Here is a 25,267-nt window from a genome sequence, read left to right as displayed (position 1 = left end):
CATGGGCCTGAAGCTCCACTGGTTCCTGCCCACGTCCGGAGACAGCCGCTCCCTCGTCGGCGCCGGGCAGGGCGTACCCGGCGAGGTGCGCAACCTGCGCGAGACGTTCACCGGCGCCGACGGGTTCCGTGAGCCCAGCATCGACTACCTCGCCCAGGTGGCGCGGACGGCCGAGCAGCTCGGGTTCGAGGGCGTCCTCACCCCGACCGGGACGTTCTGCGAGGACGCCTGGCTGACCACCGCCGCGCTGCTGCGCGAGACGTCGCGACTGAAGTTCCTCGTGGCGTTCCGGCCGGGTGTGATCAACCCGGTGCTGGCCGCCCAGATGGCCGCGGCGTACCAGCGGATCTCGAACGGTCGGCTGATGCTGAACGTCGTCACCGGCGGGGAGCCGAAGGAGCAGGCGCGCTTCGGCGACACCGCTCCCAAGGACGTGCGGTACGCCCGCACCGAGGAGTTCCTGTCCGTCGTCCGCGGGACGTGGAACGAGGCGCCGTTCGACTACGACGGCGAGCACTTCTCGGTCCGCGGAGCGATGGTCAGCGGCGACATCTCCGCACCCGACATCTACTTCGGCGGGTCGTCCGGCCCGGCCGGACCGGTGGCCGCGAAGCACGCCGACGTGTACCTCACCTGGGGCGAGCCGCCCGCGCTGGTGCGGGAGAAGATCGACTGGATGCGCGACCTGGCCGCGGCCGAGGGACGCACCCTGCGGTTCGGGCTGCGCATCCACACGCTCTCGCGCGACAGCAGCGACGAGGCCTGGCGGCACGCGCAGTGGCTCCTCGACGGGCTCGACCCGGCCACCATCTCGCGGGCCCAGAGCGCGTTGAGCGCCAGCGAGTCCACCGGCCAGCAGCGGATGCTGTCGCTGCGTGGCGGCCGTTCGTCGTACTCCTCGGCGCGCGAGCTGGAGGTGGCTCCCAACCTGTGGTCCGGGGTCGGTCTGGTGCGTGGCGGCGCCGGCACGGCGCTGGTGGGGAGCCACGAGGAGGTCGCCGACCGGCTGGAGGAGTACCACCGGCTCGGCATCGACGAGTTCATCCTCTCGGGCTACCCGCACGTGGAGGAGGCGTACTGGTTCGCCGAGGGCGTGATGCCGCTCCTGCGCCGGCGCGGCCTGCTCGGCGGCACCCTGGCGACGCACCCGGTGGTCGCGTCGGCGTGACTCACCGTCCACGCCCCCAACGTTGTGCAACGCTGGGGGTGTGGACGACGTGACCTGGGCGGCACTCACGCTCACCCTGACCCTGCTCGGGGGGATCTGGACCTGGCTCTTCTTCCGCCGGCGCGGACTGGCCTCGGGGCTGCGCGCGGCGGCGTTCACCCTGCTGCCGATGGCGGCCTACCTGACCCGGACCCTGCGGATGTTCACCCGGATCGGCGAGGCGGTCGCCGACTGGGCCACCAGCCTCGTGCTCAACCCGTTCGTGTGGGTCGGCTTCGCCCTCGCCGGGGTCTCCGCGGCGCTCTTCGTGGTCTCCGGCATCCTCCGGGCCCGCGAGCTCGGCGGTCAGCCCGCCAAGCCCGCCAAGCCCGTGAAGCCCGGCAAGCGCGGCTCCGAGCTGCCGCCGGCCAAGCGCGGCGCCCCCGCCATCGACGACGACATGGCGGAGATCGAGGCACTCCTGCGCAAGCGCGGCATCTCTTGATGGCGCACTCCTTCGTCGACCGCAACCGGCTCTGGTCGCGGCTCGACCGGGCGATGGCCGGGCACGGGACTCCCCTGCCGACCCCGCTGATGGTGGTGGACCTCGACGCCTTCGACGCCAACGCCGCGGACCTCGTGCGCCGCGCCCACGGGACGCCGGTCCGGGTCGCCTCGAAGTCGCTGCGAGTGCCGGCGCTGCTGGGTCGGGCGCTCGACCACGACGGCTTCAGCGGCGTGCTGTCCTACACCCTGCGGGAAGCGCTCTGGCTCCACGAGCACGAGGTGTCGGACGACCTGGTGGTCGCCTACCCGACGGTGGACCGCGGCGCGCTCGCCGAGCTCGTCGCCTCGCCCTCCGCGGCCGCCCACATCACCCTGATGGTCGACGACGTCGCCCACCTCGACGTCGTCGACTCCGTCCGGGCGTCCCGGGCGGTGCCGGTGCGCGTGGCGATCGACGTCGACGCGGGGCTGCGGATGGGCGGCCAGCACGTCGGCCCGAAGCGGTCGCCGCTGCACGACACCGCGTCGGTCGTGGCCCTCGCCCGCACGGTCGCGAGCCGCGACGGCTTCCGGCTGGTCGGCGCGATGACCTACGAGGGCCAGGTCGCCGGGCTGGCCGACGACGTGCCCTCCCAGCGGGCCCGGTCGGTCGTCGTACGACGCATGAAGTCGCTGTCGCTGAACCAGCTCGAGGCCCGGCGACGGGAGATCGCCGAGGCACTGGCCGACGTCGCCGTGCTGGAGTTCTGGAACGCCGGCGGGTCGGGCTCGGTGGAGGAGTCGGCCCACGACCCCGTGGTCACCGAGGTGGCCGCCGGGTCGGGCCTGCTCGTCCCCACCCTCTTCGACCACTACCGGTCCTTCGACCCGCGCCCGGCGTCGTACTTCGGCGTCCCCGTCGTCCGCCGTCCCACACCGCAGGTGGTGACCGTGCACGGCGGCGGGCTGGTCGCCTCGGGCCCCGCGGGCGGGGACCGGCTCCCCACACCGTGGGCGCCGGCCGGGCTGGAGCTCACCGGGCTCGAGGGCGCGGGCGAGGTCCAGACGCCGCTCACCGGACACGGCGCCGCCCTGCTGGAGATCGGCGACCTGGTGTGGTTCCGGCACGCCAAGTCCGGGGAGCCGTTCGAGCACGCGAACGCCGTCCACCTGCTGAGCGGCGACTCGTTCGTCGACGCCGTCCCGACCTACCGCGGCCTCGGCCTGGCCTTCTGAGCCCCGCCGTGGACACCGCCGGGCTGCTGCTCGAGGTCGCCGAGTCGCGTCCCCCGACGCTGGGCGGCGCCAGGCTGGTCTGCATCGACGGTCCCGCCGGGTCGGGCAAGACCACGCTCGCGGCGGCGGTCGCCTCGCGGCGCCCGGGCACGCCCGTGGTGCACATGGACGACCTGTACGACGGGTGGGACGGCCTCCCCCGGCTCACCGACCAGCTCGCCGGACTGCTCCTGCCCCTGGCCGCCGGCCGGCCGGGCAGCTACCGGCGCTACGACTGGCACGCCGGGCACTACGTGGAGACGGTCACGGTCCACCCGGCCCCCCTGGTCGTGCTGGAGGGCGTGGGCTGCGGTTCCCGGCCGCACGCCGACCTGGTCACGCTGCTCGTGTGGGTGCACGCGCCGGCCGGTCTGCGGCTGCGTCGTGGGCTCGAGCGGGACGGCGTCGCGCTCGAGGGCCGGTGGCGGCAGTGGATGACCGACGAGGCCGTGCACCACGCGCTCGAACGGACCGAGGAGCGCGCCGACCTGCTCGTCGACGGGACCGGGGTGGAGCCGCCACAGGTCCGATGACCCTAGGGTTGGGTGCATGCTCCCTCCCAGTGGCGACCAGTTCGAGATCACCGGTGGCGGCTACCGCGCCGTCGTCACGGAGAGCGGTGGCGCGCTGCGCCTCCTCGAGCACGCCGGACGCCCGCTCCTCGACGGGTTCGCCGAGGACGAGATGGCGCCGGGCGGGCGCGGCCAGCTGCTGATGCCCTGGCCCAACCGGATCCGGGACGGGGCGTACGGCTTCGGCGATCGCGACCTGCAGCTGCCCCTGACCGAGCCGCGGCTGGGCAACGCCTCGCACGGCCTCGTGCGCTGGGTGGCGTGGAGCCTGGAGGAGCACACGACGCACTCGGTGTCGTTGGTCTACCGGCTGATGGCCCAGACCGGCTACCCATGGACGCTGGACCTGCACGTCCTCTACGACCTGTCGGCCGACGGGCTCACCGTCACCCAGACCGCCACGAACATGGCGGCCTCGCCCGCTCCGTTCGCCAGCGGGGCCCACCCCTATCTCGTGGTCGGCCAGGGTCGGATCGACGGGCTCGAGCTGACGCTGCCTGCCGCGAGCCGGGTGCTGGTCGACGACCGGTTGCTGCCGGTGGGCCGCGAGGAGGTCGAGGGCACGGCCTACGACTTCCGGATGGCACGACCGGTGCGCGAGACCCCCTTCGACGACGCGTTCACCGACCTCGAGCGCGACGAGCAAGGGGTCGCGACGGCCGTGCTGCGCGACCCCTCCAGCGGGCACGGCGTGGCCGTCTGGGTCGACGAGCGGCACCGCTGGCTGCAGGTCTTCAGCGCCGACGAGGTGCCGGGCACGGCGCGACGCTCGCTCGCCATCGAGCCGATGACCGCCCCGGCCGACGCGTTCCGCTCGGGCACCGACCTCGTGACGCTGGCACCCGCCGGCGAGGCGGGCGACGAGCACTCGGCGTCGTGGGGCGTGCGGGCGCTGGACTGACGCGTGGCCCCGCCCGCGCAGCGGGCCACGGGCCACGGGCCACGGGCCGCGGGCGCGTCAGCGGGCCGCGTCAGCGGTCGACGAGCGCCCGCAGCTGGCGGACCGCCGTGCGGGCGCGGGCACCGTCGGAGCCCTGGATGCCCAGCGCCGTGGCGGTGGTGCCGTCACTGAGGTCGAGGGTCACCCAGGGCGCTCCCGGGGGCAGGTGGACCGCCACGATCTCGGCCCAGGCGTACTCCCGGCGGCGGTAGCCGTTGACCACGACGAGGCGGTCCTCCTCGGCCACGACACGGGAGCGGACCAGCGCGAACCAAGCGGAGAACGCCAGCAGCCCGAGGAAGACCAGCGTCCCGCGCTGGAACATCGTGAACTTCGCGCGCGTCTCCGCGTCGAAGGAGAACCACGCGAACGCGCACACCACGAGCAGGGCGCCACCGAAGGCCACCCCGGCAACTCGGGCACCGAAGGGCCGCCACGTGTGCGGCAGGGTCACCTGGCCCGGCACGTCAGAGTCGGCAGGCATGGATGTCGGTGAGCAGGATGCCGCGCGCCCCGAGGTCGAAGAGCTCGTCCATCAGGCGCTGCGCGCCGTCGCGCGGGACCATGGCGCGGACCGCCACCCAGCCCTCGCGGTGCAGCGGGGAGACGGTCGGGCTCTCGATGCCCGGGGTGAGCGCGACCGCCGCGGCGACGTGCTCGCTCCTGATGTCGTAGTCCATCATCACGTAGCTGCGGGCCACCAGCACGCCCTCGAGCCGGCGCTGGAAGACCTCGAACCCTGCCGGGACGGAGCCGGTGCGGGTGATCAGCACTGCCTGCGAGTCGAGGATGACCTCGCCGAACGTCTCCAGCCCCGCCTGGCGCAGCGTGCTGCCCGTCTCGACGACGTCGGCGATCACGTCGGCGACGCCCAGCTGGATGCTGGTCTCGACCGCACCGTCGAGGCGGGTCACGGTCGCGTCGATGCCGCGCTCCTCGAGGAACGCTCGCACCACGCCGACGTACGACGTGGCGATGCGGGTGCCGGCGAGCTGGCCGAGGTCGGAGTACTTGCCGGCGGGGCCGGCGAAGTGGAAGCGGCTGCGACCAAAGCCCAGCTCGAGGACCTCGTCGGCCTTGGCGCCGGAGTCGCGGAGCAGGTCGCGGCCGGTGATGCCGACGTCGAGGGTGCCCTCGCCGACGTACAGCGCGATGTCGCGCGGGCGCAGGTAGAAGAACTCGACGCCGTTCTCGGCGTCGATGAGCGTGAGCTCCTTGGAGTCGTGTCGCTGGCGGTAGCCGGACTCACGCAGGATCTCGGACGCGGACTGGGACAGCGAGCCCTTGTTGGGGACCGCGACCCTCAGCAGGGGTGCACTCATGGAAGTCCTCAGAGGTGGGTGTAGACGTCGTGCAGGGAGATGCCGCTGGCGAGCATGAGCACCTGGGCGTGGTAGAGCAGCTGGCTGATCTCCTCGGCCGTGCGCTCCTTGCCCTCGTGCTCGGCCGCCATCCAGGACTCGGCGGCCTCTTCGACCAGCTTCTTGCCGATGGCATGCACCCCGGCGTCGAGCTCCTTGACGGTGCCGGACCCCTCGGGTCGCTCGCGGGCCTTCTCGGAGAGCTCCACCCAGAGCTCGTCGAACGTCTTCACGGTCGACCAGCCTACGGTGTCCGCCGACCCGTCGCTCCCCCACGTCCAGCGGCGCCGACCCGTCGTTACCTGGCCCACACCCGGGTGAAAGCGCGACAGGTCGGCGTCGTACGCCGTGAAGCTGCGACAGGTCGACGTCGTACGCCGTGAAGCAGCGACAGGTCGGCGTCAGGACTCGTAGCCGCGCTTGATGGTGCGCAGGGTCTGGGCGGTGAGCAGGGCGGCGGACGTGGCCTCGTAGCCCTTGTCCTCCTTCGAGCCCTCCAGCCCGGCCCGGTCGAGTGCCTGCTGGTCGTCGTCGCAGGTGAGCATCCCGAAGCCGACGGCGGTCTGGTGGTCCAGGGCGACCCGGGTCAGCCCGTCGGTCGCGGCGTTGCAGACGTAGTCGAAGTGGGGGGTGCCGCCCCGGACCACGACGCCGAGGGCGACCACGGCGTCGTACCCCTGGGCGGCCAGCGCCGCCGCGACGACGGGCAGCTCGAAGGTGCCCGGGACGCGCACCACGGAGGGCGCCTCGACCCGGTAGTCCTCACAGGCGCGCATCGCTCCCGCGAGCAGGCCGTCCATCACCTGCTGGTGCCAGCTGGCGGCGACCACCGCCACCCGCAGGTCGTGGCAGTCCACCGGCTTCTGGTCGGGGGCTCCGGCTCCGCTCATGTCAGGCTCCGTTCGCAGTCAGGTCGTCGGTCACGGTCTCGGTCAGGCCGGGCAGCACGTGGCCCATCCGGTCCCGCTTGGTCAGCAGGTAGGCGAGGTTGTGGTCGTTCGGGTGCGGCGTGAGGGGGACCCGCTCGGTCACCGCGACGCCGAAGTCCTCGAGGTTGCTCACCTTGTCGGGGTTGTTGGTCAGCAGCCGCACCCGGCCGATGCCGAGGTCACGGAGCACCTGGGTCGCCGTGCCGTAGTGGCGCGCGTCGGCCGGCAGTCCGAGGTCGAGGTTGGCGTCGACGGTGTCGCGACCACCGTCCTGGAGCTGGTAGGCCTGCAGCTTGGCCACCAGCCCGATCCCGCGCCCCTCGTGGCCCCGGAGGTAGACCACCACTCCCCTGCCCTCGGCGACGATGCGTTGCAGCGCCTCGTCGAGCTGTGGCCCGCAGTCGCACCGGTGGCTGCCGAAGACGTCGCCGGTCAGGCACTCGGAGTGGACCCGGGTCAGCACCGGCTCTCCCCCTTCACCGCCGGAGCCCGACACGTCGCCGTGCACCAGCGCGATGTGCTCGGAGCCGTCGACGGTGATGCGGTAGCCGTACGCCGTGAAGTCACCGTGGCGGGTGGGCAGCCGGGTCTCGGCGACCCGCTCGACGAGGTTCTCGTGGCGCCTCCGGTAGCGGACCAGGTCGTCGATGGAGATCATCGCCAGCCCGTGCTCGTCGGCGAACTCGCGCAGCTCGGGGCCGCGCTTCATGGTGCCGTCGTCGTTGACGACCTCCACGAGCACGCCGGCGGGCGTCAGACCGGCCAGCTTGGCCAGGTCGACAGCCGCCTCGGTGTGGCCGCGCCGGACCAGGACGCCGCCCTCGCGGTAGCGCAGCGGGAACACGTGGCCGGGCCGGGTGATCTCCCACGGCTCGGTGGCGGAGTCCGCGAGCACCCGGACGGTGTGCGCCCGGTCGGCCGCGCTGATGCCCGTGGTGACGCCGTCGCGGGCGTCGACCGAGATCGTGTACGCCGTGCGCAGCTTGTCCTTGTTGTGCGGGGTCATCAGCGGGATCTCGAGCCGGTCCAGCATGTCGGCCGGCATCGGCACGCAGATGACACCGCTGCTGTAGCGGATCGTGAACGCCATCAGCTCCGGCGTGGCCTTGCTGGCCGCGAAGATGATGTCGCCCTCGTTCTCGCGGTCCTCGTCGTCCACGACGACCACGGCCCTGCCGGCCGCGATGTCGGCGATCGCCCGCTCGACGGTGTCCAGGCGAACCTTCTCGCTCATGCGTGTGCTCCTTCGAGGGTGGCGACCTCCCGGGTCGCCGTACGGGTGTGCCGCCACCAGGCGGCGAGGCCGACGACGCAGAAGCCGCCGTAGAACAGGTACATGCCGGCCGTCGGGTAGTAGCCGGCCTGGACCAGGGTCGTCACGCCCACGGCGTCTACGGCGATCCACACCAGCCAGAACTCCACCCAGCCGCGGGCCATGCCGTAGGTGGCGAGCAGCGAGCCCGCGAGGATCCAGGCCTCGGTCGTGGGGTTCCACGATCCGATGCGCTGCAACATCTCGTACGCCGCGGCGTACCCCACGACCGCGAGGACCAGCAGCAGCACGCGCTCGGCACCGCTCGCCCACCGGGGCTCGATGGCACCGCCGTCGACCGCGTCGCGGGTGCGCGACCAGCGCCACCAGCCGTAGAGGCTGGCGACCGCGAACATGATCTGGCGCCCGGCCTGCCCCCACAGGGGTTCACCGCCGGTCTGGCCGCTGAGCTCGCCGCTGACGAACACCGTGAACAGCAGCACGTTGCCGACCAGGCCGACCGGCCAGGCCCAGACGCGACGCCGCATGCCCAGCAGGGCGCTGGCGAGGCCGAACAGGTTGCCGACGACCTCGCGCACCGAGAGGCCGGTGTCGCCGACGGGGATGGTCCCGTGCAGGAGCCAGTCGAGCATCAGGCGTCCTTCCGCTCGCGCGCGGCGAGGAACCGCTCGAGGTAGCCGCTCGTCACCAGCTTCTCCACGTGCTTGGCGATGACGTCGGTCTCCAGGTTGACGCGGTCGCCGGGCTGCCGGAAGCCGAGCGTCGTGCGGGCCAGGGTCTCGGGGATCAGGCTCACGGTGAAGCTCTCCTCACCGGCCGACACGACGGTGAGGCTGACCCCGTCGACGGTGATCGACCCCTTGTCCACGAGGTGGTGGGCGAGCTCGGCGGGCAGGCTGATCTCGACGACCTCCCAGTGCTCACTGGGGCTGCGACCGACGATCGTGCCGACCCCGTCGACGTGGCCCTGCACGATGTGGCCGCCCAGGCGCTTGTCGGCGGTGACGGCACGCTCGAGGTTGACCCGGTCGCCCGGGGCCACGCCGTATAGGCTGGTCTTGTCGAGGGTCTCCTGCATCACGTCGGCGGTCCACGTGTTGTCGGTGCGCGAGGCGACGGTCAGGCAGCAGCCGTTGACCGCGATCGAGTCGCCGAGCCCGGCGTCCTCGAGGACGGTGGTGGCCCGGACCGTGAGCCTGATGGCGTCACCCTGGTCCTCGACCGCCTCGACGGTGCCGAGCTCCTCGACGATTCCCGTGAACATCAGGCTCCTTCGTGGGTGGGGGTCATGGTGATGCGGACGTTGGGCTTCTCGCCGTCCAGGCCCGGTAGGACCGTGACGTCGGCGACGCGCGGGCGGAGGGCGTCGGCGATGGTGCCGATGCCGAGGTCCGCGACGGCGTTGCGGCCGCCGCCGAGCAGCATCGGCGCGACGTAGGCGACGATCTCGTCGACCAGGCCCGCCCGCAGGAACGCGGCGGCCAGGGTCGGGCCGCCCTCGAGGAAGACGTGCTGGCGGTCGCGGGCGAACAGCGCGGCCAACGCGGCGTGCGGGTCGCGGGTGCGGAGGTGGACCGTCTCGGCTCCGTTGGCGGGGGCGGGATCGAAGACACGGCGGTCGGGGTCGAGGTCCCGTTCCCCCATGATCGCGCGCAGGGGCTGCTGCGGCAGCGGCCGGTCGTGCTCGTCGCGGACGGTCAGGAGCGGGTCGTCGACCTCGACCGTGTTGGTGCCGACCAGCATCGTGTCGCAGAGAGCGCGCAGCCGGTGGGTGTCCCGACGGGCTGCGGTGCTCGACACCCAGCGGCTGGTGCCGTCGGCGGCGGCGCTGCGACCGTCGAGGGTCGCGGCGAACTTCCAGGTGACGAAAGGCCGGCCGTGCTCGACCGCGAACGCCCAGGTGCGGTTGACCGCGCGGGCCTCGTCGGCGAGCAGGCCGCCCTCGACCTCGACGCCGGCACCGACGAGGGTGTCCCTCCCGCCCGCCGCGACCGGGTTGGGGTCGGCCTGGGCGAAGACCACGCGGCGTACGCCGGCAGCGGCGAGCGCCTGCGCGCACGGACCGGTGCGGCCGGTGTGGTTGCACGGCTCGAGCGTGACGACTGCGGTGGTGCCGCGGGCCGCCGTACCCGCTCGGGACAGGGCGTCCGCCTCCGCGTGGGCGGTGCCGGCGCCGCGGTGGAACCCCTCCGCGACGGTGCGGCCGTCGTCGTCGAGGAGGACGCAGCCGACCCGCGGGTTCGGACCTCGGGGGACGCCCGGGGTCTGCGCGAGCTCGAGGGCGCGACGCATGGCGCGCTCCTCGGCGCAGCTGCTGGTCATCTCGCCCCTCATGTCCGGTCGCGGACTCCGGGGCGACGGCGGGTGCCACGCGCTGGCCCGTCACGGACGGACTGCGGGTCACCTACCTGCGTGCGCTTCCCATCCGGACTTTGACCGTCGGTCCAGGAATCTCACCTGGTCAACCGGTCACTGGCTGTGACCGGGTCGCGGACTTCCGGGCGAACAAGCTTCGCCCGGTCACCGCCGGCTCGGAATTGCACCGACCCCAGAGCACGCGAGTAATTGAACTCGTCGGGTCCAGTTTGCCACAGGCCCGAGCACGGGATCCGGTGAGGTGTCCCACTACTCGGTCGCTCAGGGCTCGTCGGGATCGGGGAAAGGGGTCGCGACGTGGGACGGGTGGGGCGTGGGGACCGCGGCCTGGACGAGGTGCTCAGCCTCCGGCTCCCGGAGCTCGTCGAGCTGGAGCAGGGTCTTCGGCAGCAGCGTCAGGAAGGCTGCCGCCAGCACGATCGTGGCGAGCGCGAGCGAGGTCGGCAGCAGCCCGAAGGCGTCCACGGCCGGTCCGGCGAGCACCAGCCCGAGCGGCCCCGCGGCGTACGTCGCCGACGTGATCACGCCGATCACCCGGCCGCGCATCGGCTCGGGGGTGAGCACCTGCATCGCGAGGTTGAGGATGGGCTGCACCGGCCCCCAGAACAGACCCGTCAACGTCGCGAGGCAGATCATCGCGCCCAGCGGCGGGAGCGCCGCCAGCCCCAGCAGGGCCAGGCACGCGGTGATGACGCTGACGACGAAGACCCGGTGCCGTCCCCACCGGTCGACGAACCAGGGGTGGCACAGCGAACCGACCACGCCGCCGCCGCTCATGGCGGTGACGACCAGGCCGAGCTGGCCGGGGCTGTCCAGGGCGGTGAAGTGGACGGGCAGGATCACCGACTCGAACGGCAGGTAGGCGGAGACCAGCAGGCAGCACAGCAGGGTCGTGTCCCGCAGCAACGGCTGTCGCCAGACGAAGACCAGCCCCTCGGCGGTGCCGCGCCAGACGCTGCCCGGGCGCTCGTGGTGGGTGGGCCGACCCGATCCGGGGATCCGGAGCAGCACGGTGCAGGTGACCGCCAGCCCGAATCCGGCGGCCGTCCCCCACAGCGCCGACTGGGGTCCGACCAGCCCGATGAGGAGCCCCCCGAGGCCGGGTCCGAGGAGGTAAGCGACACCGAAGACCGCCTCGTGGACGGCGTTGGCCCGGTCCCACGCCCAGCCCGCGGCCGTCGCGGCCCCGGGGAGCATCGCCTCGCGTGCGGTGTAGCCGGCCGGGTCGAGCGCGGCACCGACCACGGCCAGGCCGATCAGCCAGGCGGCGTTGAGCTGGTCGAGCAGCCCGAGGACCGGGATCGCCGCGACGCTGACACCGCTGAGCACGTCGGACAGGATCGCCACCCGCTTGCGGCCGACCATGTCGACGATCGTGCCGACGAAGAGGCTGGCGACCAGCAGCGGGAGCAGCGTGGCCGCGGCGACCGCTCCGGCTGCCGACGCGCTGCCGGTGATGTCGAGCACCAGCCAGGGCAGCACCACGATCGCCACGCCGTTGCCGATGCCGGACGCCAGGTTCCCGGCCTCGAGCAGGACCAGCGGCGTACGGCGCACAGCCCATGATCCCCCGGGACTGACGAGCTTGCGCCGACTCGACCCGTTCTCGCGCCGAGCTTGCGCCGACTCGACCCGTTTTCGCGCCGAACTTGCGCCGACTCGACCCGTTTTCGCGACGAGCTTGCGCCGACTCGACCTAGCGGACGGCGGCCTCGGCCCGGGCGCGCAGCTCGGAGACCATGCGGTCGGGGTCGTCGGCGGAGTAGACCGCGGAGCCGGCCACGAAGACGTCGGCGCCGGCCTCGGCGCAGCGCTCGATCGTCTCGAGCGAGACGCCCCCGTCGACCTGCAGCCAGGTCTCGACGCCGTGCTTGTCCATCAGCTGGCGGGCCCGGCGGATCTTGGGCAGGCACAGGTCCAGGAACTTCTGGCCGCCGAAGCCGGGCTCGACGGTCATCACCAGCAGCATGTCGAGCTCGGGCAGCAAGTCCTCGTAGGGCTCGATCGGGGTGGCGGGCTTGAGCGCCATGCTCGCGCGGGCGCCGTGGGAGCGGATCTCGCGGGCCAGGCGCACGGGTGCCTTGGCCGCCTCCACGTGGAAGGTCACCGACCCGCAGCCGGCCTCGACGTACGCCAACGCGTTGCGGTCGGGGTCCTCGATCATCAGGTGGGCGTCCAGCGGGGTGTCCGTGGACCGGGCCAGCGCCTCGACCATGGTGGGACCGAAGGTGAGGTTGGGGACGAAGTGGTTGTCCATCACGTCGACGTGCACCCAGTCGGCGCTGCCGATCCGGGCAACCTCCGTCCCGAGGTCGGCGAAGTCGGCGTTCAGGATGCTCGGCGTGATCTGGATACCCACGGGCCACGATCCTAGGGCCCCGCGTCAGGCCCGCCCATCGGGGTCGGCCGGGGGCTCGGCGCCGGCCCGCTCGTCACGCTCGGCCCACTCCAGCAGCGGAGCGATGTCGAAGACGTGGTCGTCGATGTCGGCGTGCAGGTCGCCGATCTCGGCGAAGCGCTGCGGCACCGTGAAGATCGTGAAGTCACGCGGGTCGACCGAGTCCACCTCGTCCCAGCGGATCGGGGTGGACACGCGGGCGTCGGGGAGACCACGAACGGAGTACGCCGCCGCGATGGTGTGGTCGCGGGCGTTCTGGTTGTAGTCCACGAACAGGTGGTGGGGGTCGCGGTCCTTCTTCCACCAGGTCGTCGTCACGTCGTCGGGTGCGCGCCGCTCGACCTCGCGGGCGAACGCGAGCGCCGCGCGGCGTACGTCCTTGAAGCCGTGGTCGGGCCGGATCCGGACGTAGACGTGCAGCCCCTTGCTGCCACTGGTCTTCGGGAAGCCGGTCGCGCCCAGCTCGTCGAGCACCTCGCGGGCCACCCCGGCGACCCGCTGGACGGTGGCGAAGTCGCAGGCCGGCCCCGGGTCGAGGTCGATGCGCCACTCGTCGGGCTTCTCGGTGTCGTCACGGCGGCTGTTCCAGGGGTGGAACTCCACCGTCGACATCTGCACCGCCCAGACCACGCTGCCGAGCTCGGTGACGCAGAGCTCGTCCGCGGTCCGGTTCCAGCGCGGGAAGTGCAGCTGCACCGTCTCCACCCACGGCGGCGCACCCGCCGGCAGCCGCTTCTGGTGGACCTTGTCGCCGGCCAGCCCCTTGGGGAACCGGTGCAGCATGCACGGCCGCTCGAAGAGCGCGTTGACGATGCCCGGGCCGACTGCCAGGTAGTACTCGACCAGGTCCAGCTTGGTCGCGCCCGAGTCGGGGAAGTAGACCCGGTCGGGGTTGCTCACCCGGACCACCCGGTCGTCCACCTCGATCTCCACGGCAGGCGGCTTGGCGGGCATGCCGTCAATCTAGGGGGTCGGCGGTCGTACGGTGCGGACATGCACTTCGACCAGCCGCCGGTCGTCCGGGTCTCGGTGGACCCCGAGCGGGCCCTGCCGCCCCGCCAGTGGCCGATGACGATCCCCGCCGTCACCCAGCTCGCGCGGGACGGGCTCGACCTGCCGAGGGGGGTGACGTTCCTGGTCGGCGAGAACGGCTCGGGCAAGTCGACGCTGGTCGAGGCCGTCGCCACGGCCTACGGGATGGCCCCCGAGGGCGGGTCCACCGGCAGCCAGCACGCGACCCGAGCCACCGAGTCGCCGCTGGCGGGCGCGCTCCGGCTGCAGCGCGGCATCGGTGCCGCGCGGTGGGGGTTCTTCCTGCGGGCCGAGACGATGCACGGCTTCTACAGCTACCTGGAGGACAACCCCGGCAGGCGGGACGCGGCGTACCACCGGATGAGCCACGGTGAGTCGTTCCTCGAGCTGCTCGAGCGCCGCTTCGACGCGCCGGGGTTCTACTGCCTCGACGAGCCCGAGGCCGCCCTGTCGTTCTCGTCGGTCCTCGGTCTCGTGTCCGTGCTGCACGGCGTCGTGTCCGCCGGCGGCCAGGTCCTGTGCGCCACCCACTCCCCCGTGCTCGCCGCGATGCCCGGCGCCACGATCCTCGAGGTCGGCGAGTGGGGACTGCGGCGCACGACGTGGGAGCAGCTGGAGCTCGTGCAGCACTGGCGGGCGTACCTGGAGGCGCCGCAGCGCTACCTGCGGCACGTCATCGAGGACTAGGCGGACCTGCGCAGCAGCGCCAGGAACATCGCGTCGGTGCCGTGCCGGTGCGGCCACAGCTGGACGGTCCCCGGGGTGGGGCCGGCGCAGTTCGGCACACCGGGGAGGAGCGTCGTGGCGTCCTCCAGGGTGACGTCGGAGCGGGTCTGCAGGATCGAGGCGACGACGCCCTGGGTCTCGGCCAGCACCGGGGAGCAGGTCGCGTAGAGCACGACACCACCGGGCCGGACCAGGTCGAGGGCCGACCCGAGCAGCGAGCGCTGCAGCAGGACCAGCGCGAGCAGGTCATCGGCCTTGCGCCGCCAGCGCGCCTCGGGCCGGCGTCGCAGCGCCCCCAGGCCCGTGCAGGGCGCGTCCACGAGGACGCGGTCGAAGGTGTCCGCGCGCCAGGGCGGGGCGGTGCCGTCGGCGGCGACCACGCCCAGGACGCCCTCGGCGCCCGCCAGCGAGCGGGTCACCAGACGGGCCCGGTGCGGCTGCCGCTCCCCCGCGACCAGGCGCGCACCGCGGCGGGCGGCGAGCGCGGCCAGCAGCGCCGCCTTGCCGCCCGGCCCGGCGCACAGGTCGAGCCAGGTGCGGTCCTCGCCCTCGACCGGCGCTGCGGCGAGCGCCATCGCGACCAGCTGCGAGCCCTCGTCCTGCACGCCCGCGCGGCCCTCGGCCACCGCGGGGACCGACCCGGGGTCGCCGCCCTCGAGGACCACGCCGTACGGCGACCACGGCGTCGGCGCACCGGGGAGCTCCTCGCGGGTCGCGCGCCCCGGGCGCGCCACCAGCGTGACCTTGGGTGGCTCGTTGTCGGCGGCGAGCAGGTCGTGGAGCTCGTTCCAGCCGACCGCGTTCCGCAGCTCCTCGACGACCCACTGCGGGTGGCTGTAGGCGATCGACGCGTAGCGCACCGGGGCGACCCGCGGGTCCGGCGCCACGCGGCCGATCCACTCCTCGAGGTCCTGCTCGGCGACCCGCCGCAGGACCGCGTTGGCGAAGCCGGCCGCTCCCGAGCTGACCTTGGCCCGGACCAGGTCCACGGTGGTGCTGATGGCGGCGTGCGACGGGACCCGCATCGAGAGCAGCTGGTGGGTGCCGAGCCGCAGCGCGTCGAGGACCTTGGCCTCCACCTTGCTCAGCGGCCGGTCCACGCAGGCCGCGAGGACGGCGTCGTACGTGCCCCGCCGGCGGATCGTCCCCGAGGCGAGCTCGGTGACGAACGCGGCGTCGCGCCCGCTCAGGCCGTGGTGCTTCAGGACAGCGGGCAGCACCAGGTTGGTGTAGGCCTGGTCGACGCGGACCGCCTTGAGCACGTCCAGCGCGGCCAGGCGGGCCGGGTCGACACCCGCCTTCGAGGGTCCTGAACGTGCGGAGGCGCGTCCGGTCCGGGTGGGCACGTCAGCCATCGAGGAACTTCCTGGCGAGGGCCTTGGGCGCCTTGGCCGCCCAGGCGTCGGTGATGATCTCGACCAGCTCGTCGCGGTCGATCTCCCCGAGGCGGGACTGTTGGACGAGCACGGCGTCGTAGCCGCGGAAGTGGTCGATGGTGAAGAACGGCAGCCGCTCGTCCTGGACCAGCGCCTCCTTCTCGACCGTGGAGGGGACCCGGATGACCAGCAGGTCGTCGTACATCTCGCCCGTCGCCGGGTCGACCGCGGTCCGGTGCGGGGCCCGGTGCATCAGGAATCCCTTGCCGCGCACCTTGTACGTCGGCCGGTCGCCCCAGGACGTGCCGAGCTCGACCTCCGGCAGAGACATGCAGATCTCGTGGATGTCGTCGGAGCAGGCCCGGCGAGTCATGCTCCCGACGGTATCGGGAGCGAGCACACCGATCATGCGAAACGGGAACCTGTGTCGAGCCGGACACCCCGTGCCCAGTCGGCCGCGGCCATCTGCTTCTTGCCGAACGCCTTGACCTCGCCCAACCGGACGGGGCCGGTGCCGGTGCCGACGTGGACGGCGTTCTTGGTGACGTGGAGGACGCCCGGTGGCAGCGGGTCGAGGTCACCGACCGGCGTCACGGGGCCGAGCTTGATCCGCTGGTCCTCGTGGGTCGACCAGGCGCCGGGGGCCGGGGTGCAGGCGCGGATCCGCCGGTCCACGGCCACCGCGGGCTCGGTCCAGTCGATGCGGGCGTCGTCCACGGTGATCTTCGGCGCGAAGCTGACCCCCTCGGCCTGCTGCGCCCGGGCCTCGAGCATCCCGTCCTCGATGCCGTCGAGGGTGTCGACGAGCAGTCCCGCGCCGCCCTCGGCCAGCCGGCCCAGCAGGTCGCCCGCAGTGTCGCGGGGGCGGATCCGCTCGGTCATCACGCCGAAGGTAGGGCCGGCGTCGAGCTCCTTGACGATCCGGAACGTGGTGGCGCCGGTGACCTCGTCGCCGGCCCACAGGGAGTGCTGCACCGGAGCCGCACCCCGCCAGGACGGCAGCACCGAGAAGTGGAGGTTGACCCATCCGTGCACCGGGATGTCGAGCGCCGACTGGGGCAGCAGGGCGCCGTAGGCCACCACCGGGCAGCAGTCGGGCGCCAGCTCGCGCAGGGCGGCCTGGAACGCGGGATCCCGCGGGTGGTCGGGCTTGAGCACCGGGATGCCGAGCTCCTCGGCGCGCTGCCCGACCGGGCTCGCGACCAGCTTGCGGCCGCGCCCGGCGGGCGCGTCGGGTCGGGTGACGACGCCGACCAGCTCGTGGCGGGAGGCCACGAGGGCGTCGAGCGAGGGGACGGCCACCTCGGGGGTGCCGGCGAAGACGAGTCGCATCTGCCGGGCCCCGTCAGAACCCGAGCCCGCGGGTCGCGTGCGGCGACACCTTCACGGTGGGCTTCTCCAGGCCGAACCACTCCGAGTCGCGGATCGCCTTCATGGCGGCCCTGCGTGCCTCGGGGTCGAGCCGGTCGACGAACAGGACGCCGTCGAGGTGGTCGGTCTCGTGCTGGATCGCCCGGGCGAGGTAGTCCGAGCCGCTGATCGTGACCGGCTCGCCGTACATGTCGAAACCGTGGGCGACCACGGTCAGCGCGCGACGGCAGTCGATGGTGAGCCCGGGGATCGACAGGCAGCCCTCCGGGCCGTCCTGGACCTCCTCGGAGAGCTCGAGTCGCGGGTTGACGAGGTGCCCGACCTCGCCGTCGACGTTCCAGGTGAAGGCGCGCAGCCCGACACCGATCTGCGGCGCCGCGAGGCCGGCACCGGGCGCCTCGAGCATCGTGTCGGTGAGGTCGGCGATGAGCTTGCGCAGCTCCTTGTCGAAGTCGACGACCTCGATCGCGGGCTTGCGCAGGACGGGATCGCCGAAGAGACGGATGGGCTGGACGGCCACGGGACTCCTTGCACTGGGGGATGCGAGGACAGTCTAGGGAGCCACCCGTCAGAGCGTCGGGGGGTCCACCTGGATCCGCACCGCGGTGAGCTTGCGGGCCGAACGCATGCGCTGCAGGTCGCCCAGCGCCCTCGACAGGGCGCTCCCCTGGGCCCGCGGGACGCGCACCACCACCCGGCACTCCCCCTCGTCGACGTCCACCGGCCCGAGGACCTCTGCCCCCGGCGGCGGCGACAGCAGCGTCAGCGCGTCGTCGACGGCTCCGGGCTCACCGGTCACCGTCGCGATCCGGCTGGCGGGCGGCAGGTGCGCCTCCTGGCGCTCCTGCATCTCCCGGGCCGCGAAGCCGCCCGGGTCCCAGCGCACCAGCGCCTGCAGCGCCGGATGGGCCGGGTCGCCGACCGCGATGACCTCGCCGCCCGCGCGGACCAGGCCGGCCGCGTTGCTCCACCGGCGCAGGGCCTCCTCGTGGGTGCGCAGGTCGGTCCGGCCGAGCAGCAGCCAGGTGTCGAGCAGCACCACGGCGGGGTAGCCCCCGTGCGCCACCGGCTCGGCCCCCGGCGTCGCCACCACGATGGCCGGGGTGTCGTCGACGTCGCTGAGCACGCGCTCGCCGCTGGAGGTGCGGACCCGGACCGCGGGGAAGGACCGTCCGAGCTCCTCGGCCGTCCGGGCATCACCCAGGACCGGCGCGCGCAGCCCCCGGTGGCCGCACTCCGGGCAGCGCCACTCCTCCGCCGCCGTCCCGCACCAGCGACAGGCGGGCGGGGTGGTGGAACCGGTCAGGGCCAGCGGTCCGGTGCAGGCCGCACACCGGGCCGGGGTCCGGCAGCGCTCGCAGGCCAGCGCGGCGGCGTACCCCGTCCTGGGGGTCTGCACCAGCACGGGGCCGGTCAGCAGTCCCGTGCGGATCGCGTCGTGGACCTGCCGCGGGACGCGCGCGCCGCGCGCCAGCGGGTCGCGGGCGAGGTCGCGGTCGGAGGCTCCGGCCACGCCGACGGTGACGCGTTCGCGCAACACGCCGCGGGGCGGCGCGAGCTCGCGGGCCCAGCCCGTGCGGAGGAGGTACTCGGCCTCGACGGTGCGTGCGAACCCGCCGACCAGGGCCGCGGCGCCCTCACGCTCGGCGCGCAGGAGCAGCGTCTCGCGGGTGTGGGGGTACGGCGCCCGGGGCTCGGCGTGCAGGTCGTCGCCGTCGTCCCAGACCACGACCAGACCCAGGTCGCGCACCGGGGCAAGCGCGGCGGCGCGGGTGCCGACCACGACCCGGCGAGCGCCGCGGCTGAGGGCGAGGAAGTCGCGGTAGCGCGCCGCGGGCCCGCTGTCGGCGGCCAGCAGCACGTGGTGGCCCTCCCCGAGCACCTGGCCGAGCGCGCGGTCGACGCGGGCGGCGTCCTTGCCGTCCGGGACGCAGATCAGGACGCCGCGGCCCGCCGAGTACGTCGCCGCGGCGGCGTGGGCCAGGGCGAGCGGCCAGTCGGTGGCCGGGGCGACCGACCAGACGGCCCGCGGGCTGCCGCCCTCGGCGAGGTGGTGCAGGAAGGCGGCCGCGGGCTCGTGGCCCGCCCAGGCAGCCGCGGCGGCGACCGGGTCCCACGCGCGGGGCTCCGGCGCGGCCGCGGAGGGCTGCTTCTCGGTGGTCGCGTGGCGGGGCGGGACGGCCAGGCGGAGCACGTCGGCCCGGGCGCCGGCGTACCGCCCGGCGAGATCGGCGGTGAGCCCGGCCACCTCCGGGGTCAGCACCTGCTCGGGGCTCACCACCCGGCGCAACGGGGCCAACCGGCCGGGGTGGTCGGACTCCGCGGCCCGCGCGACGAGGTAGCCGTCGACGTCCTGGCCGGCGAAGCGGACCTTGACGCGCGTGCCGGGACGCGCCGCCTCGGCCATCGCCGCCGGGACGGCGTAGTCGAAGGGCCGGTCGAGGTGGGCCAGCGGGACGTCGACGAGCACCCGAGCGACCGGGTCGACGTCGGTGAGCTCCTGCTCGGCGGCCTTCTTGGCGCGCGTGGCGCGCGCCTTGGCCCGGGACGCCCTGACCGTCGCCCGCACCATCCCGGGCAGCAGCTCGGGCTGCTCCTCGGGGTCGGTCATGGGCGCAGTTCTACCAGCGGGCGCCGACGGGCCGTGCGGCGACATCGGGCTCGTCGCGGCACGAGCAGCGGACCGGTCACGGGAGACCGGCACTGGTCAGGGGGCGCACCACCTGACCAGTGCCGGTTTCACCGGCTGACCGGCGAAACTGTCCGCCTCAGCGAACCGCTGCGGCCTTCAGCGCCTCGGCGCGGTCGGTCCGCTCCCAGGTGAACTCGGGGAGCTCGCGGCCGAAGTGGCCGTACGCCGCGGTCTTGGCGTAGATGGGACGCAGCAGGTCGAGGTCGCGGATGATCGCGGCGGGGCGCAGGTCGAAGACCTCGAGCACCGCCTGCTGGATCCGCTCGTCGGGGACCGTGCCGGTGCCGAAGGTCTCGATGAAGACACCGACCGGCTGGGCCTTGCCGATGGCGTAGGCCACCTGCGCCTCGCAGCGGCGGGCCAGGCCGGAGGCCACGACGTTCTTGGCCACCCAGCGCATGGCGTACGCCGCGGACCGGTCCACCTTCGACGGGTCCTTGCCGGAGAAGGCGCCGCCACCGTGGCGGGCCATGCCGCCGTAGGTGTCGACGATGATCTTGCGGCCGGTGAGGCCGGCGTCGCCCATCGGGCCGCCGACCACGAAGCGGCCGGTGGGGTTCACCAGCAGCCGGTAGCCCTCGGAGGGGATCTCGAAGGTCTCGAGCACCGGGTCGATGACGTGCTTCTTCATGTCGTCCTCGAGCGTGCCGAGCTCGATCTCCTCGGCGTGCTGCGTCGAGAGCACCACGGTGTCGATGCGCACCGGGCGGTTCTCGGCGTCGTACTCGATGGTGACCTGGGTCTTGCCGTCGGGACGGAGGTACTCCAGCGTCTTGTCCTTGCGGACCTCCGAGAGGCGCTCGGAGAGGCGCTGCGCGATGACGATCGGCAGTGGCATGAGCACGTCGGTGTCGTCGCAGGCGTAGCCGAACATCAGCCCCTGGTCGCCGGCACCCTGCTTGTCCATCGCGTCCACGGAGCCGGTGCGGCTCTCGTGGCCGGTGTCGACGCCCTGCGCGATGTCGCCGGACTGACCGCCGATGGCGACCATGACGCCGCACGAGTGGCCGTCGAACCCCTTCAGCGAGGAGTCGTAGCCGATCTCGAGGATCCGCTCGCGCACGACCTTCTTGATGTCGACGTAGCCGGTGGTGTCGACCTCGCCGGCCACCACCACGAGGCCCGTGGTGAGCAGCGTCTCCACGGCGACGCGGCTGGCGGGATCCTGCTCGAGCATCGCGTCGAGGACAGAGTCGCTGATCTGGTCGGCGATCTTGTCCGGGTGACCCTCGGTCACCGACTCCGACGTGAAGAGACGTCCAGGCACAGTGCTAACCCACTCCCGTTCGATGGCGATATCGCAACGATATCGATCGTCCCGAAACGCGGGACGAACGTCTCAATCTTGCAGCCTGCGGGCCACTTCGTCCCAAATGACATGCGCCAGGGCCGACTTCGATCCGTGGGGGACGTCGACGGCGGCACCGTCCGCACCCAGGATCACGGCCTCGTTGTCGGGGCTGCCGAACACCGCTCCCCCGCTCACGTCGTTGACGACCAGCAGGTCGCAGCCCTTGCGTGCGAGCTTGGCGCGGCCGAGCTCGAGGACCGAGCCGGTGTCGTCGCCGGTCTCGGCGGCGAACCCGACCACCACCGACCCGGGCCAGGCCCGGTCGGCGCTGATCTCGCGCAGGATGTCGGGGTTCTGCGCCAGCTCGATCGCGGGGGCCGACCCGTCGGCGGCCTTCTTGATCTTGGCGTCGCTGACGGCGATCGGGCGGAAGTCGGCAGGCGCTGCGGCCATCACGACGGCGTCGGCGGTGGCCGCCGCGGAGACGACCTCCTCCCGGAGCTGCGCGGTGGTCTCCACGCGCACCACCTTGACCCCGGCCGGGTCGGGCAGCGACACGTTGGCGCTGACCAGCGTGACCTCGGCGCCGCGAGCGGCGGCGACCCGGGCCAGGGCGTACCCCTGCAGCCCCGAGGAGCGGTTGCCGAGGAACCGCACGGGGTCGAGGTACTCGCGGGTCCCGCCCGCCGAGACGACGACGGTGCGGCCCGCGAGGTCCGGCACGGTGGCTCCCCGGGCCAGCACCTCGGTGCAGGCCTCGAAGATCTCCGCCGGGTCGGGCAGCCGCCCCTTGCCGGTGTCCTTGCCGGTGAGCCTGCCCTCGGCCGGCTCGATGACCACGCAGCCGCGCGAGCGCAGGGTGGCCACGTTGGCGCGGGTCGCGGCGTGCTCCCACATCTCGGTGTGCATCGCCGGGGCGAGGACGACCGGGCAGCGCGCGGTCAGCAGCGTGTTGGTGAGCAGGTCGTCGGCCAGGCCGTGCGCGGCCTTGGCCATCAGGTCGGCCGTCGCCGGCGCCACCACGACCAGGTCGGCGGTCTGGCCGATCCGCACGTGCGGCACCTCGTGCACGGCGCTCCACACGTCGGTCGCCACCGGCTTGCCCGACAGGGCCGCCCAGGTGGGCGCGCCCACGAACTCCAGGGCGGCCGCGGTGGGCACCACCGTGACGTCGTGGCCGGACTCGGTGAAGCGGCGCAGCAGCTCGCAGGCCTTGTACGCCGCGATCCCGCCGGAGACCCCGAGGACGATGGTTGCTGGTGAGGTCGTGCTGCGACCGTCCCGAAGTGCACGAGGCCGCCCCCCGGCTCGGGGGACGGCCACGTGGTCGTTGCTGGTCATGCGGGCCAGCCTGTCAGAGCTGGGTCACTCCGGCGAGCTGAACGACTGCTCGAGCGTGGCGGCCTTGGCGGCGGCCTCCTCGGCGGCGAGCTCGGCGGGGTCGATGTCCTCACAGGTCAGCAGGTCCTCGTTGATCTCGCGCAGCGCGATCGAGAGGGGCTTCTCCTGGACGTGGGTGTCGACGAGCGGGCCGACGTACTCCAGCAGGCCCTCGCCGAGCTGGGAGTAGTAGGCGTTGATCTGCCGGGCGCGCTTGGCGCTGTAGAGGACCAGCTTGTACTTGCTGTCGGTCTTGGTGAGCAGGTCGTCGATCGAGGGGTTGGTGACACCCTCGGCGGCGATGTTGGGGGCAGACACGCGTGAAGCCTCGCTGGGTCAGTAGGGGTCGGATCAGGATTCGGTGGGACGGAACGGAGGACGCTCTTCTCCCACCGTCATCAAGGTTACCAACTGCTCGGCTGCAGCGTGAACTTCGTGGTTGACGATCGTCACGTCGAACTCCGACTCGGCGGCCAGCTCCTCGCGGGCGGTCTCGAGGCGGCGCTCGCGCTCCTCCTCGGTCTCGGTGCCGCGCCCGACCAGCCGGCGCACCAGCTCCTCCCACGTCGGCGGCGCCAGGAAGACGAACAGCGCGTCCGGCATCGTCTCGCGGACCTGCCGGGCGCCCTGGAGGTCGATCTCGAGCATCGCGGGCCGTCCCGAGGCCAGGGCGAGGTCCACGGGCTGCCGCGGCGTGCCGTACCGGGCGGCCTTGTGCACGACGGCCCACTCGAGGAGGTCGTCCTCGGCGATCATCCGGTCGAACTCCTCGTCGGAGACGAACCAGTAGTGGACGCCGTTCACCTCCCCCGGGCGGGGCTTGCGGGTGGTGGCGGAGACGCTGATCCAGACCTCGGGGTGCGACTCGCGCACGGCCGCCGCCACGGTGCCCTTGCCGACGGCGGTGGGGCCGGCGAGGACGACGAGCCGGGAGCGGCGCTCCGGGTCAGTCACGCCCGGCGAACTCGCGCTCGAGCGCGGCCACCTGCTTGGTGCCGAGACCCCGCACGCGGCGGCTCTCGGCGATGCCGAGCCGCTCCATCACCTGGCGCGCGCGGACCTTGCCGAGACCCGGCATCGACTGCAGCAGGTCGACGACGCGCATCTTGCCGATGACCTCGTTCTCCTGGCCTTCGCGCAGGACGTCGACGATGGACCCGCCGGAGTTCTTGAGGCGGTTCTTCACCTCGGCCCGTTCCCGACGGGAGGCGGCGGCCTTGTCGAGGGCCGCCTGGCGCTGTTCGGGGGTGAGCGGGGGCAAGGCCACGTGCGTCAAGTCCTTCGGGTGGAGGGGGTGGAGACGGTGAGAGGTCAATCTAGTCAGAACTCTCGGCGCGCAGCAATCGCGGCCCGAACCACCGCCGGTCCGGCCTCGGGCTACAGGGTCAGCGGTGTCTGGCAGACGTCGCGCGCCTCCTGGTCGAGCGCCTGCAGCGCGGCCAGGGTGGGCCCGCTGCCGAGCTCACGAGCGGCCGCGTCGATGCGGGCCTTCTCCTCCCCGGTGAGCCCCGCGGGCGGGTTCTTGCGGTCGTACGACGCGGGGTCGACGCCCGCCGCCTGCAGGGCCTCGTCGAGGGCCTCGACCCGGCCGACGACCTGCTGCCACTCGTCGCTGATGTCGCTGGGCGACTTGTCCTGCAGGTCCTTGAAGATGTCCAGGGCCCGGATCAGCGAGTCCTGCCCGCCGTCGCTGGTGATGTCGGTGAGCTCCTGCTGGTGCTCCTCGACCGCCGAGCAGTAGTCGTCCTTGCTGTCGCCGCACCCGGCGGCCACCGGCAGCAGGGCGAGGGCGAGCAGCACCGACGCCAGCCTCATCCGCGCAGCCCCGCGAGCTCGTCGTTGGCACGGGCGGCGGCGTCGGCCAGCGACCGCGGCTCGGGACCCGCGCGCAGGATCTCGCGCGACGAGCTCGCCAGCACCGACCCGGCTGCCGTGCCGAAGATGCGGCGCATGTCGTCCACGGTGCCGCCCTGCGCGCCGTACCCGGGCGCGAGGAGGGGGCCGTTGATGTCCAGCCGCTCGCCGGTCTCCCCGATCGTGGCGCCGACGACGGCGCCGAAGGAGCCCAGCGGCTCGGCGCCCTCGTTGAGCCCGCGGAGCCGGTCCAGCACCAGCCCGGCGACGGTGCCGCCCTCGTCGGTGGTGGCGTGCTGCACCTCGGGGCCCTCCTTGTTGGAGGTGAGCGCGAGGACGAAGACGCCGGCGTCGTGACGACGGGCGGTCTCGATCATGGGGTCCAGCGACCCGAACCCGAGGTAGGGACTTGCGGTGATGGCGTCGGCCGCCAGCGGGGAGGTCGGGTCGAGGTAGGCGTCGGCGTACGCCTGCGAGGTCGAGCCGATGTCGCCGCGCTTGACGTCGAGCAGGACCAGCGCGCCCGCGGCGCGCGACTCGGCGACGACGCGCTCGAGCACCGCGACACCGCGGCTGCCGAAGCGCTCGTAGAAGGCGGACTGGGGCTTGACCACCGAGACGTGCGGCGCGAGGCCCTCCACCGCGGTCAGCGCGAACCGCTCGAGACCGGCCACGTCGTCGTCGAGGCCCCACTCACGCAGCAGCGAGGCGTGGGGGTCGATCCCTGCGCAGAGCGGCCCGCGCTCGGCGATGGCGGCGTGGACTCGGGTCCCGAAGGTCATGCGGCT

The 25,267-nt window shown here is 73.2% G+C and carries 29 protein-coding genes and 1 riboswitch; of the genes, 6 read left to right on the top strand and 23 right to left on the bottom strand.

Features of this window, described 5'->3' with window-relative positions:
- Position 1: 1 nt before the first annotated feature.
- Genes ACZ43H_RS06805 through ACZ43H_RS06785 form a run of 5 tightly spaced genes read left to right on the top strand, consistent with a single transcriptional unit; the run spans position 2 to position 4,381 of the window.
- Positions 2-1,168: an LLM class flavin-dependent oxidoreductase gene (locus ACZ43H_RS06805; RefSeq protein ID WP_464588806.1), complete on the top strand. Its 1,167-nt coding sequence runs from the start codon at positions 2-4 to the stop codon at positions 1,166-1,168.
- Between the two features lie 40 nt (positions 1,169-1,208).
- Positions 1,209-1,652 carry a hypothetical protein gene (locus ACZ43H_RS06800; RefSeq protein ID WP_464588804.1) on the top strand — a complete coding sequence of 148 codons (444 nt, stop codon included), beginning with the start codon at positions 1,209-1,211 and terminating at the stop codon, positions 1,650-1,652.
- A complete protein-coding gene (locus ACZ43H_RS06795; RefSeq protein ID WP_464588803.1) occupies positions 1,652-2,869 on the top strand; it encodes an amino acid deaminase/aldolase in 1,218 nt (405 codons plus the stop codon). The genes ACZ43H_RS06800 and ACZ43H_RS06795 overlap by 1 nt, the downstream gene beginning before the upstream one ends.
- A gap of 8 nt (positions 2,870-2,877) precedes the next feature.
- Positions 2,878-3,441 (top strand): uridine kinase family protein, encoded by a 564-nt coding sequence (locus ACZ43H_RS06790; protein ID WP_464588801.1) that lies wholly within the window; start codon positions 2,878-2,880, stop codon positions 3,439-3,441.
- Positions 3,442-3,457: 16 nt separating this feature from the next.
- A complete protein-coding gene (locus ACZ43H_RS06785) occupies positions 3,458-4,381 on the top strand; it encodes an aldose 1-epimerase family protein (RefSeq protein WP_464588799.1) in 924 nt (307 codons plus the stop codon).
- Between the two features lie 70 nt (positions 4,382-4,451).
- Here ACZ43H_RS06785 and ACZ43H_RS06780 read toward each other — a convergent pair whose 3' ends face one another.
- From ACZ43H_RS06780 to ligD, 11 genes are all read right to left on the bottom strand, one after another.
- Positions 4,452-4,904 carry a PH domain-containing protein gene (locus ACZ43H_RS06780; RefSeq protein ID WP_464588797.1) on the bottom strand — a complete coding sequence of 151 codons (453 nt, stop codon included), beginning with the start codon at positions 4,902-4,904 and terminating at the stop codon, positions 4,452-4,454.
- Positions 4,888-5,742: an ATP phosphoribosyltransferase gene (hisG, locus tag ACZ43H_RS06775; protein ID WP_464588795.1), complete on the bottom strand. Its 855-nt coding sequence runs from the start codon at positions 5,740-5,742 to the stop codon at positions 4,888-4,890. Before hisG ends, ACZ43H_RS06780 begins: the two co-directional genes overlap by 17 nt.
- 8 nt (positions 5,743-5,750) lie before the next feature.
- Positions 5,751-6,014, bottom strand: coding sequence for a phosphoribosyl-ATP diphosphatase (locus ACZ43H_RS06770; RefSeq protein ID WP_464588793.1), 264 nt, complete (start codon positions 6,012-6,014; stop codon positions 5,751-5,753).
- A gap of 168 nt (positions 6,015-6,182) precedes the next feature.
- Positions 6,183-6,671, bottom strand: coding sequence for a 6,7-dimethyl-8-ribityllumazine synthase (gene ribH, locus ACZ43H_RS06765; protein WP_464588792.1), 489 nt, complete (start codon positions 6,669-6,671; stop codon positions 6,183-6,185).
- 1 nt (position 6,672) lies between these two features.
- A complete protein-coding gene (locus ACZ43H_RS06760) occupies positions 6,673-7,944 on the bottom strand; it encodes a bifunctional 3,4-dihydroxy-2-butanone-4-phosphate synthase/GTP cyclohydrolase II (RefSeq protein ID WP_464588790.1) in 1,272 nt (423 codons plus the stop codon).
- Positions 7,941-8,615, bottom strand: a complete 675-nt coding sequence (gene pnuC / locus ACZ43H_RS06755; RefSeq protein ID WP_464588788.1) for a nicotinamide riboside transporter PnuC — start codon at positions 8,613-8,615, stop codon at positions 7,941-7,943. Before pnuC ends, ACZ43H_RS06760 begins: the two co-directional genes overlap by 4 nt.
- Positions 8,615-9,247: a riboflavin synthase gene (locus ACZ43H_RS06750; protein WP_464588786.1), complete on the bottom strand. Its 633-nt coding sequence runs from the start codon at positions 9,245-9,247 to the stop codon at positions 8,615-8,617. The genes pnuC and ACZ43H_RS06750 overlap by 1 nt, the downstream gene beginning before the upstream one ends.
- Positions 9,247-10,305, bottom strand: a complete 1,059-nt coding sequence (ribD, locus tag ACZ43H_RS06745) for a bifunctional diaminohydroxyphosphoribosylaminopyrimidine deaminase/5-amino-6-(5-phosphoribosylamino)uracil reductase RibD (RefSeq protein WP_464588785.1) — start codon at positions 10,303-10,305, stop codon at positions 9,247-9,249. Before ribD ends, ACZ43H_RS06750 begins: the two co-directional genes overlap by 1 nt.
- 86 nt (positions 10,306-10,391) lie before the next feature.
- A riboswitch (FMN riboswitch) is annotated at positions 10,392-10,544 on the bottom strand.
- 76 nt (positions 10,545-10,620) lie between these two features.
- Positions 10,621-11,916: an MFS transporter gene (locus ACZ43H_RS06740; RefSeq protein WP_464588783.1), complete on the bottom strand. Its 1,296-nt coding sequence runs from the start codon at positions 11,914-11,916 to the stop codon at positions 10,621-10,623.
- Between the two features lie 139 nt (positions 11,917-12,055).
- Positions 12,056-12,718 carry a ribulose-phosphate 3-epimerase gene (gene rpe, locus ACZ43H_RS06735; RefSeq protein WP_464588781.1) on the bottom strand — a complete coding sequence of 221 codons (663 nt, stop codon included), beginning with the start codon at positions 12,716-12,718 and terminating at the stop codon, positions 12,056-12,058.
- A gap of 24 nt (positions 12,719-12,742) precedes the next feature.
- Positions 12,743-13,711 (bottom strand): non-homologous end-joining DNA ligase, encoded by a 969-nt coding sequence (ligD, locus tag ACZ43H_RS06730; RefSeq protein ID WP_464588780.1) that lies wholly within the window; start codon positions 13,709-13,711, stop codon positions 12,743-12,745.
- A 39-nt stretch (positions 13,712-13,750) separates the two neighbouring features.
- Between ligD and ACZ43H_RS06725 the strand changes: the two genes are divergently transcribed.
- Positions 13,751-14,476, top strand: coding sequence for an AAA family ATPase (locus ACZ43H_RS06725; RefSeq protein WP_464588778.1), 726 nt, complete (start codon positions 13,751-13,753; stop codon positions 14,474-14,476).
- On the opposite strand, the gene ACZ43H_RS06720 is transcribed toward ACZ43H_RS06725, so the two are convergent.
- The 12 genes from ACZ43H_RS06720 to pyrF all read right to left on the bottom strand — a co-directional run bounded on the left by ACZ43H_RS06720 (position 14,473) and on the right by pyrF (position 25,261).
- Entirely contained in the window at positions 14,473-15,870 is a 1,398-nt protein-coding gene (locus ACZ43H_RS06720) for an RsmB/NOP family class I SAM-dependent RNA methyltransferase (RefSeq protein ID WP_464588776.1), read from the bottom strand. The two genes, ACZ43H_RS06725 and ACZ43H_RS06720, sit on opposite strands and share 4 nt — an antisense overlap.
- The gene (locus ACZ43H_RS06715) at positions 15,863-16,264 is read right to left on the bottom strand and encodes an MmcQ/YjbR family DNA-binding protein (RefSeq protein ID WP_464588774.1); all 402 of its coding nucleotides are present in this window, start codon (positions 16,262-16,264) and stop codon (positions 15,863-15,865) included. Before ACZ43H_RS06715 ends, ACZ43H_RS06720 begins: the two co-directional genes overlap by 8 nt.
- A gap of 32 nt (positions 16,265-16,296) precedes the next feature.
- Positions 16,297-17,223: a methionyl-tRNA formyltransferase gene (gene fmt, locus ACZ43H_RS06710; protein WP_464588773.1), complete on the bottom strand. Its 927-nt coding sequence runs from the start codon at positions 17,221-17,223 to the stop codon at positions 16,297-16,299.
- A gap of 13 nt (positions 17,224-17,236) precedes the next feature.
- Entirely contained in the window at positions 17,237-17,782 is a 546-nt protein-coding gene (gene def, locus ACZ43H_RS06705; protein ID WP_464588771.1) for a peptide deformylase, read from the bottom strand.
- A 48-nt stretch (positions 17,783-17,830) separates the two neighbouring features.
- Positions 17,831-19,873: a primosomal protein N' gene (locus ACZ43H_RS06700; RefSeq protein ID WP_464588770.1), complete on the bottom strand. Its 2,043-nt coding sequence runs from the start codon at positions 19,871-19,873 to the stop codon at positions 17,831-17,833.
- 157 nt (positions 19,874-20,030) lie between these two features.
- Entirely contained in the window at positions 20,031-21,221 is a 1,191-nt protein-coding gene (metK, locus tag ACZ43H_RS06695; RefSeq protein ID WP_464588768.1) for a methionine adenosyltransferase, read from the bottom strand.
- A 72-nt stretch (positions 21,222-21,293) separates the two neighbouring features.
- A complete protein-coding gene (gene coaBC / locus ACZ43H_RS06690) occupies positions 21,294-22,496 on the bottom strand; it encodes a bifunctional phosphopantothenoylcysteine decarboxylase/phosphopantothenate--cysteine ligase CoaBC (protein WP_464590751.1) in 1,203 nt (400 codons plus the stop codon).
- Positions 22,497-22,610: 114 nt separating this feature from the next.
- The gene (rpoZ, locus tag ACZ43H_RS06685) at positions 22,611-22,943 is read right to left on the bottom strand and encodes a DNA-directed RNA polymerase subunit omega (RefSeq protein ID WP_379182903.1); all 333 of its coding nucleotides are present in this window, start codon (positions 22,941-22,943) and stop codon (positions 22,611-22,613) included.
- 33 nt (positions 22,944-22,976) lie between these two features.
- On the bottom strand, positions 22,977-23,579 hold the full coding sequence (gene gmk, locus ACZ43H_RS06680; RefSeq protein ID WP_464588766.1) for a guanylate kinase: 603 nt from the start codon (positions 23,577-23,579) through the stop codon (positions 22,977-22,979).
- Positions 23,572-23,892: an integration host factor, actinobacterial type gene (gene mihF, locus ACZ43H_RS06675; RefSeq protein WP_379183649.1), complete on the bottom strand. Its 321-nt coding sequence runs from the start codon at positions 23,890-23,892 to the stop codon at positions 23,572-23,574. The genes gmk and mihF overlap by 8 nt, the downstream gene beginning before the upstream one ends.
- Positions 23,893-24,002: 110 nt before the next feature.
- Positions 24,003-24,440 (bottom strand): hypothetical protein, encoded by a 438-nt coding sequence (locus tag ACZ43H_RS06670; RefSeq protein ID WP_464588764.1) that lies wholly within the window; start codon positions 24,438-24,440, stop codon positions 24,003-24,005.
- On the bottom strand, positions 24,437-25,261 hold the full coding sequence (pyrF, locus tag ACZ43H_RS06665; protein WP_464588762.1) for an orotidine-5'-phosphate decarboxylase: 825 nt from the start codon (positions 25,259-25,261) through the stop codon (positions 24,437-24,439). Before pyrF ends, ACZ43H_RS06670 begins: the two co-directional genes overlap by 4 nt.
- Positions 25,262-25,267 lie beyond the last annotated feature (6 nt).

This window comes from Nocardioides sp. DN36, assembly GCF_055380375.1.
This window is presented reverse-complemented; position numbering and strand designations above follow the sequence as displayed.

What these genes read in the sequence shown, in the direction of transcription:
- ACZ43H_RS06805 (WP_464588806.1), top strand. Translation starts at nt 2, where the DNA reads ATGGGCCTGAAGCTCCACTGGTTCCTGCCCACGTCCGGAGACAGCCGC.
- ACZ43H_RS06795 (WP_464588803.1), top strand. Translation starts at nt 1,652, where the DNA reads ATGGCGCACTCCTTCGTCGACCGCAACCGGCTCTGGTCGCGGCTCGAC.
- ACZ43H_RS06785 (WP_464588799.1), top strand. Translation starts at nt 3,458, where the DNA reads ATGCTCCCTCCCAGTGGCGACCAGTTCGAGATCACCGGTGGCGGCTAC.
- ACZ43H_RS06780 (WP_464588797.1), bottom strand. Translation starts at nt 4,904, where the DNA reads ATGCCTGCCGACTCTGACGTGCCGGGCCAGGTGACCCTGCCGCACACG.
- hisG (WP_464588795.1), bottom strand. Translation starts at nt 5,742, where the DNA reads ATGAGTGCACCCCTGCTGAGGGTCGCGGTCCCCAACAAGGGCTCGCTG.
- ribH (WP_464588792.1), bottom strand. Translation starts at nt 6,671, where the DNA reads ATGAGCGGAGCCGGAGCCCCCGACCAGAAGCCGGTGGACTGCCACGAC.
- ACZ43H_RS06760 (WP_464588790.1), bottom strand. Translation starts at nt 7,944, where the DNA reads ATGAGCGAGAAGGTTCGCCTGGACACCGTCGAGCGGGCGATCGCCGAC.
- pnuC (WP_464588788.1), bottom strand. Translation starts at nt 8,615, where the DNA reads ATGCTCGACTGGCTCCTGCACGGGACCATCCCCGTCGGCGACACCGGC.
- ACZ43H_RS06750 (WP_464588786.1), bottom strand. Translation starts at nt 9,247, where the DNA reads ATGTTCACGGGAATCGTCGAGGAGCTCGGCACCGTCGAGGCGGTCGAG.
- ribD (WP_464588785.1), bottom strand. Translation starts at nt 10,305, where the DNA reads ATGACCAGCAGCTGCGCCGAGGAGCGCGCCATGCGTCGCGCCCTCGAG.
- ligD (WP_464588780.1), bottom strand. Translation starts at nt 13,711, where the DNA reads ATGCCCGCCAAGCCGCCTGCCGTGGAGATCGAGGTGGACGACCGGGTG.
- ACZ43H_RS06725 (WP_464588778.1), top strand. Translation starts at nt 13,751, where the DNA reads ATGCACTTCGACCAGCCGCCGGTCGTCCGGGTCTCGGTGGACCCCGAG.
- ACZ43H_RS06720 (WP_464588776.1), bottom strand. Translation starts at nt 15,870, where the DNA reads ATGGCTGACGTGCCCACCCGGACCGGACGCGCCTCCGCACGTTCAGGA.
- ACZ43H_RS06715 (WP_464588774.1), bottom strand. Translation starts at nt 16,264, where the DNA reads ATGACTCGCCGGGCCTGCTCCGACGACATCCACGAGATCTGCATGTCT.
- fmt (WP_464588773.1), bottom strand. Translation starts at nt 17,223, where the DNA reads ATGCGACTCGTCTTCGCCGGCACCCCCGAGGTGGCCGTCCCCTCGCTC.
- ACZ43H_RS06700 (WP_464588770.1), bottom strand. Translation starts at nt 19,873, where the DNA reads ATGACCGACCCCGAGGAGCAGCCCGAGCTGCTGCCCGGGATGGTGCGG.
- ACZ43H_RS06670 (WP_464588764.1), bottom strand. Translation starts at nt 24,440, where the DNA reads ATGAGGCTGGCGTCGGTGCTGCTCGCCCTCGCCCTGCTGCCGGTGGCC.
- pyrF (WP_464588762.1), bottom strand. Translation starts at nt 25,261, where the DNA reads ATGACCTTCGGGACCCGAGTCCACGCCGCCATCGCCGAGCGCGGGCCG.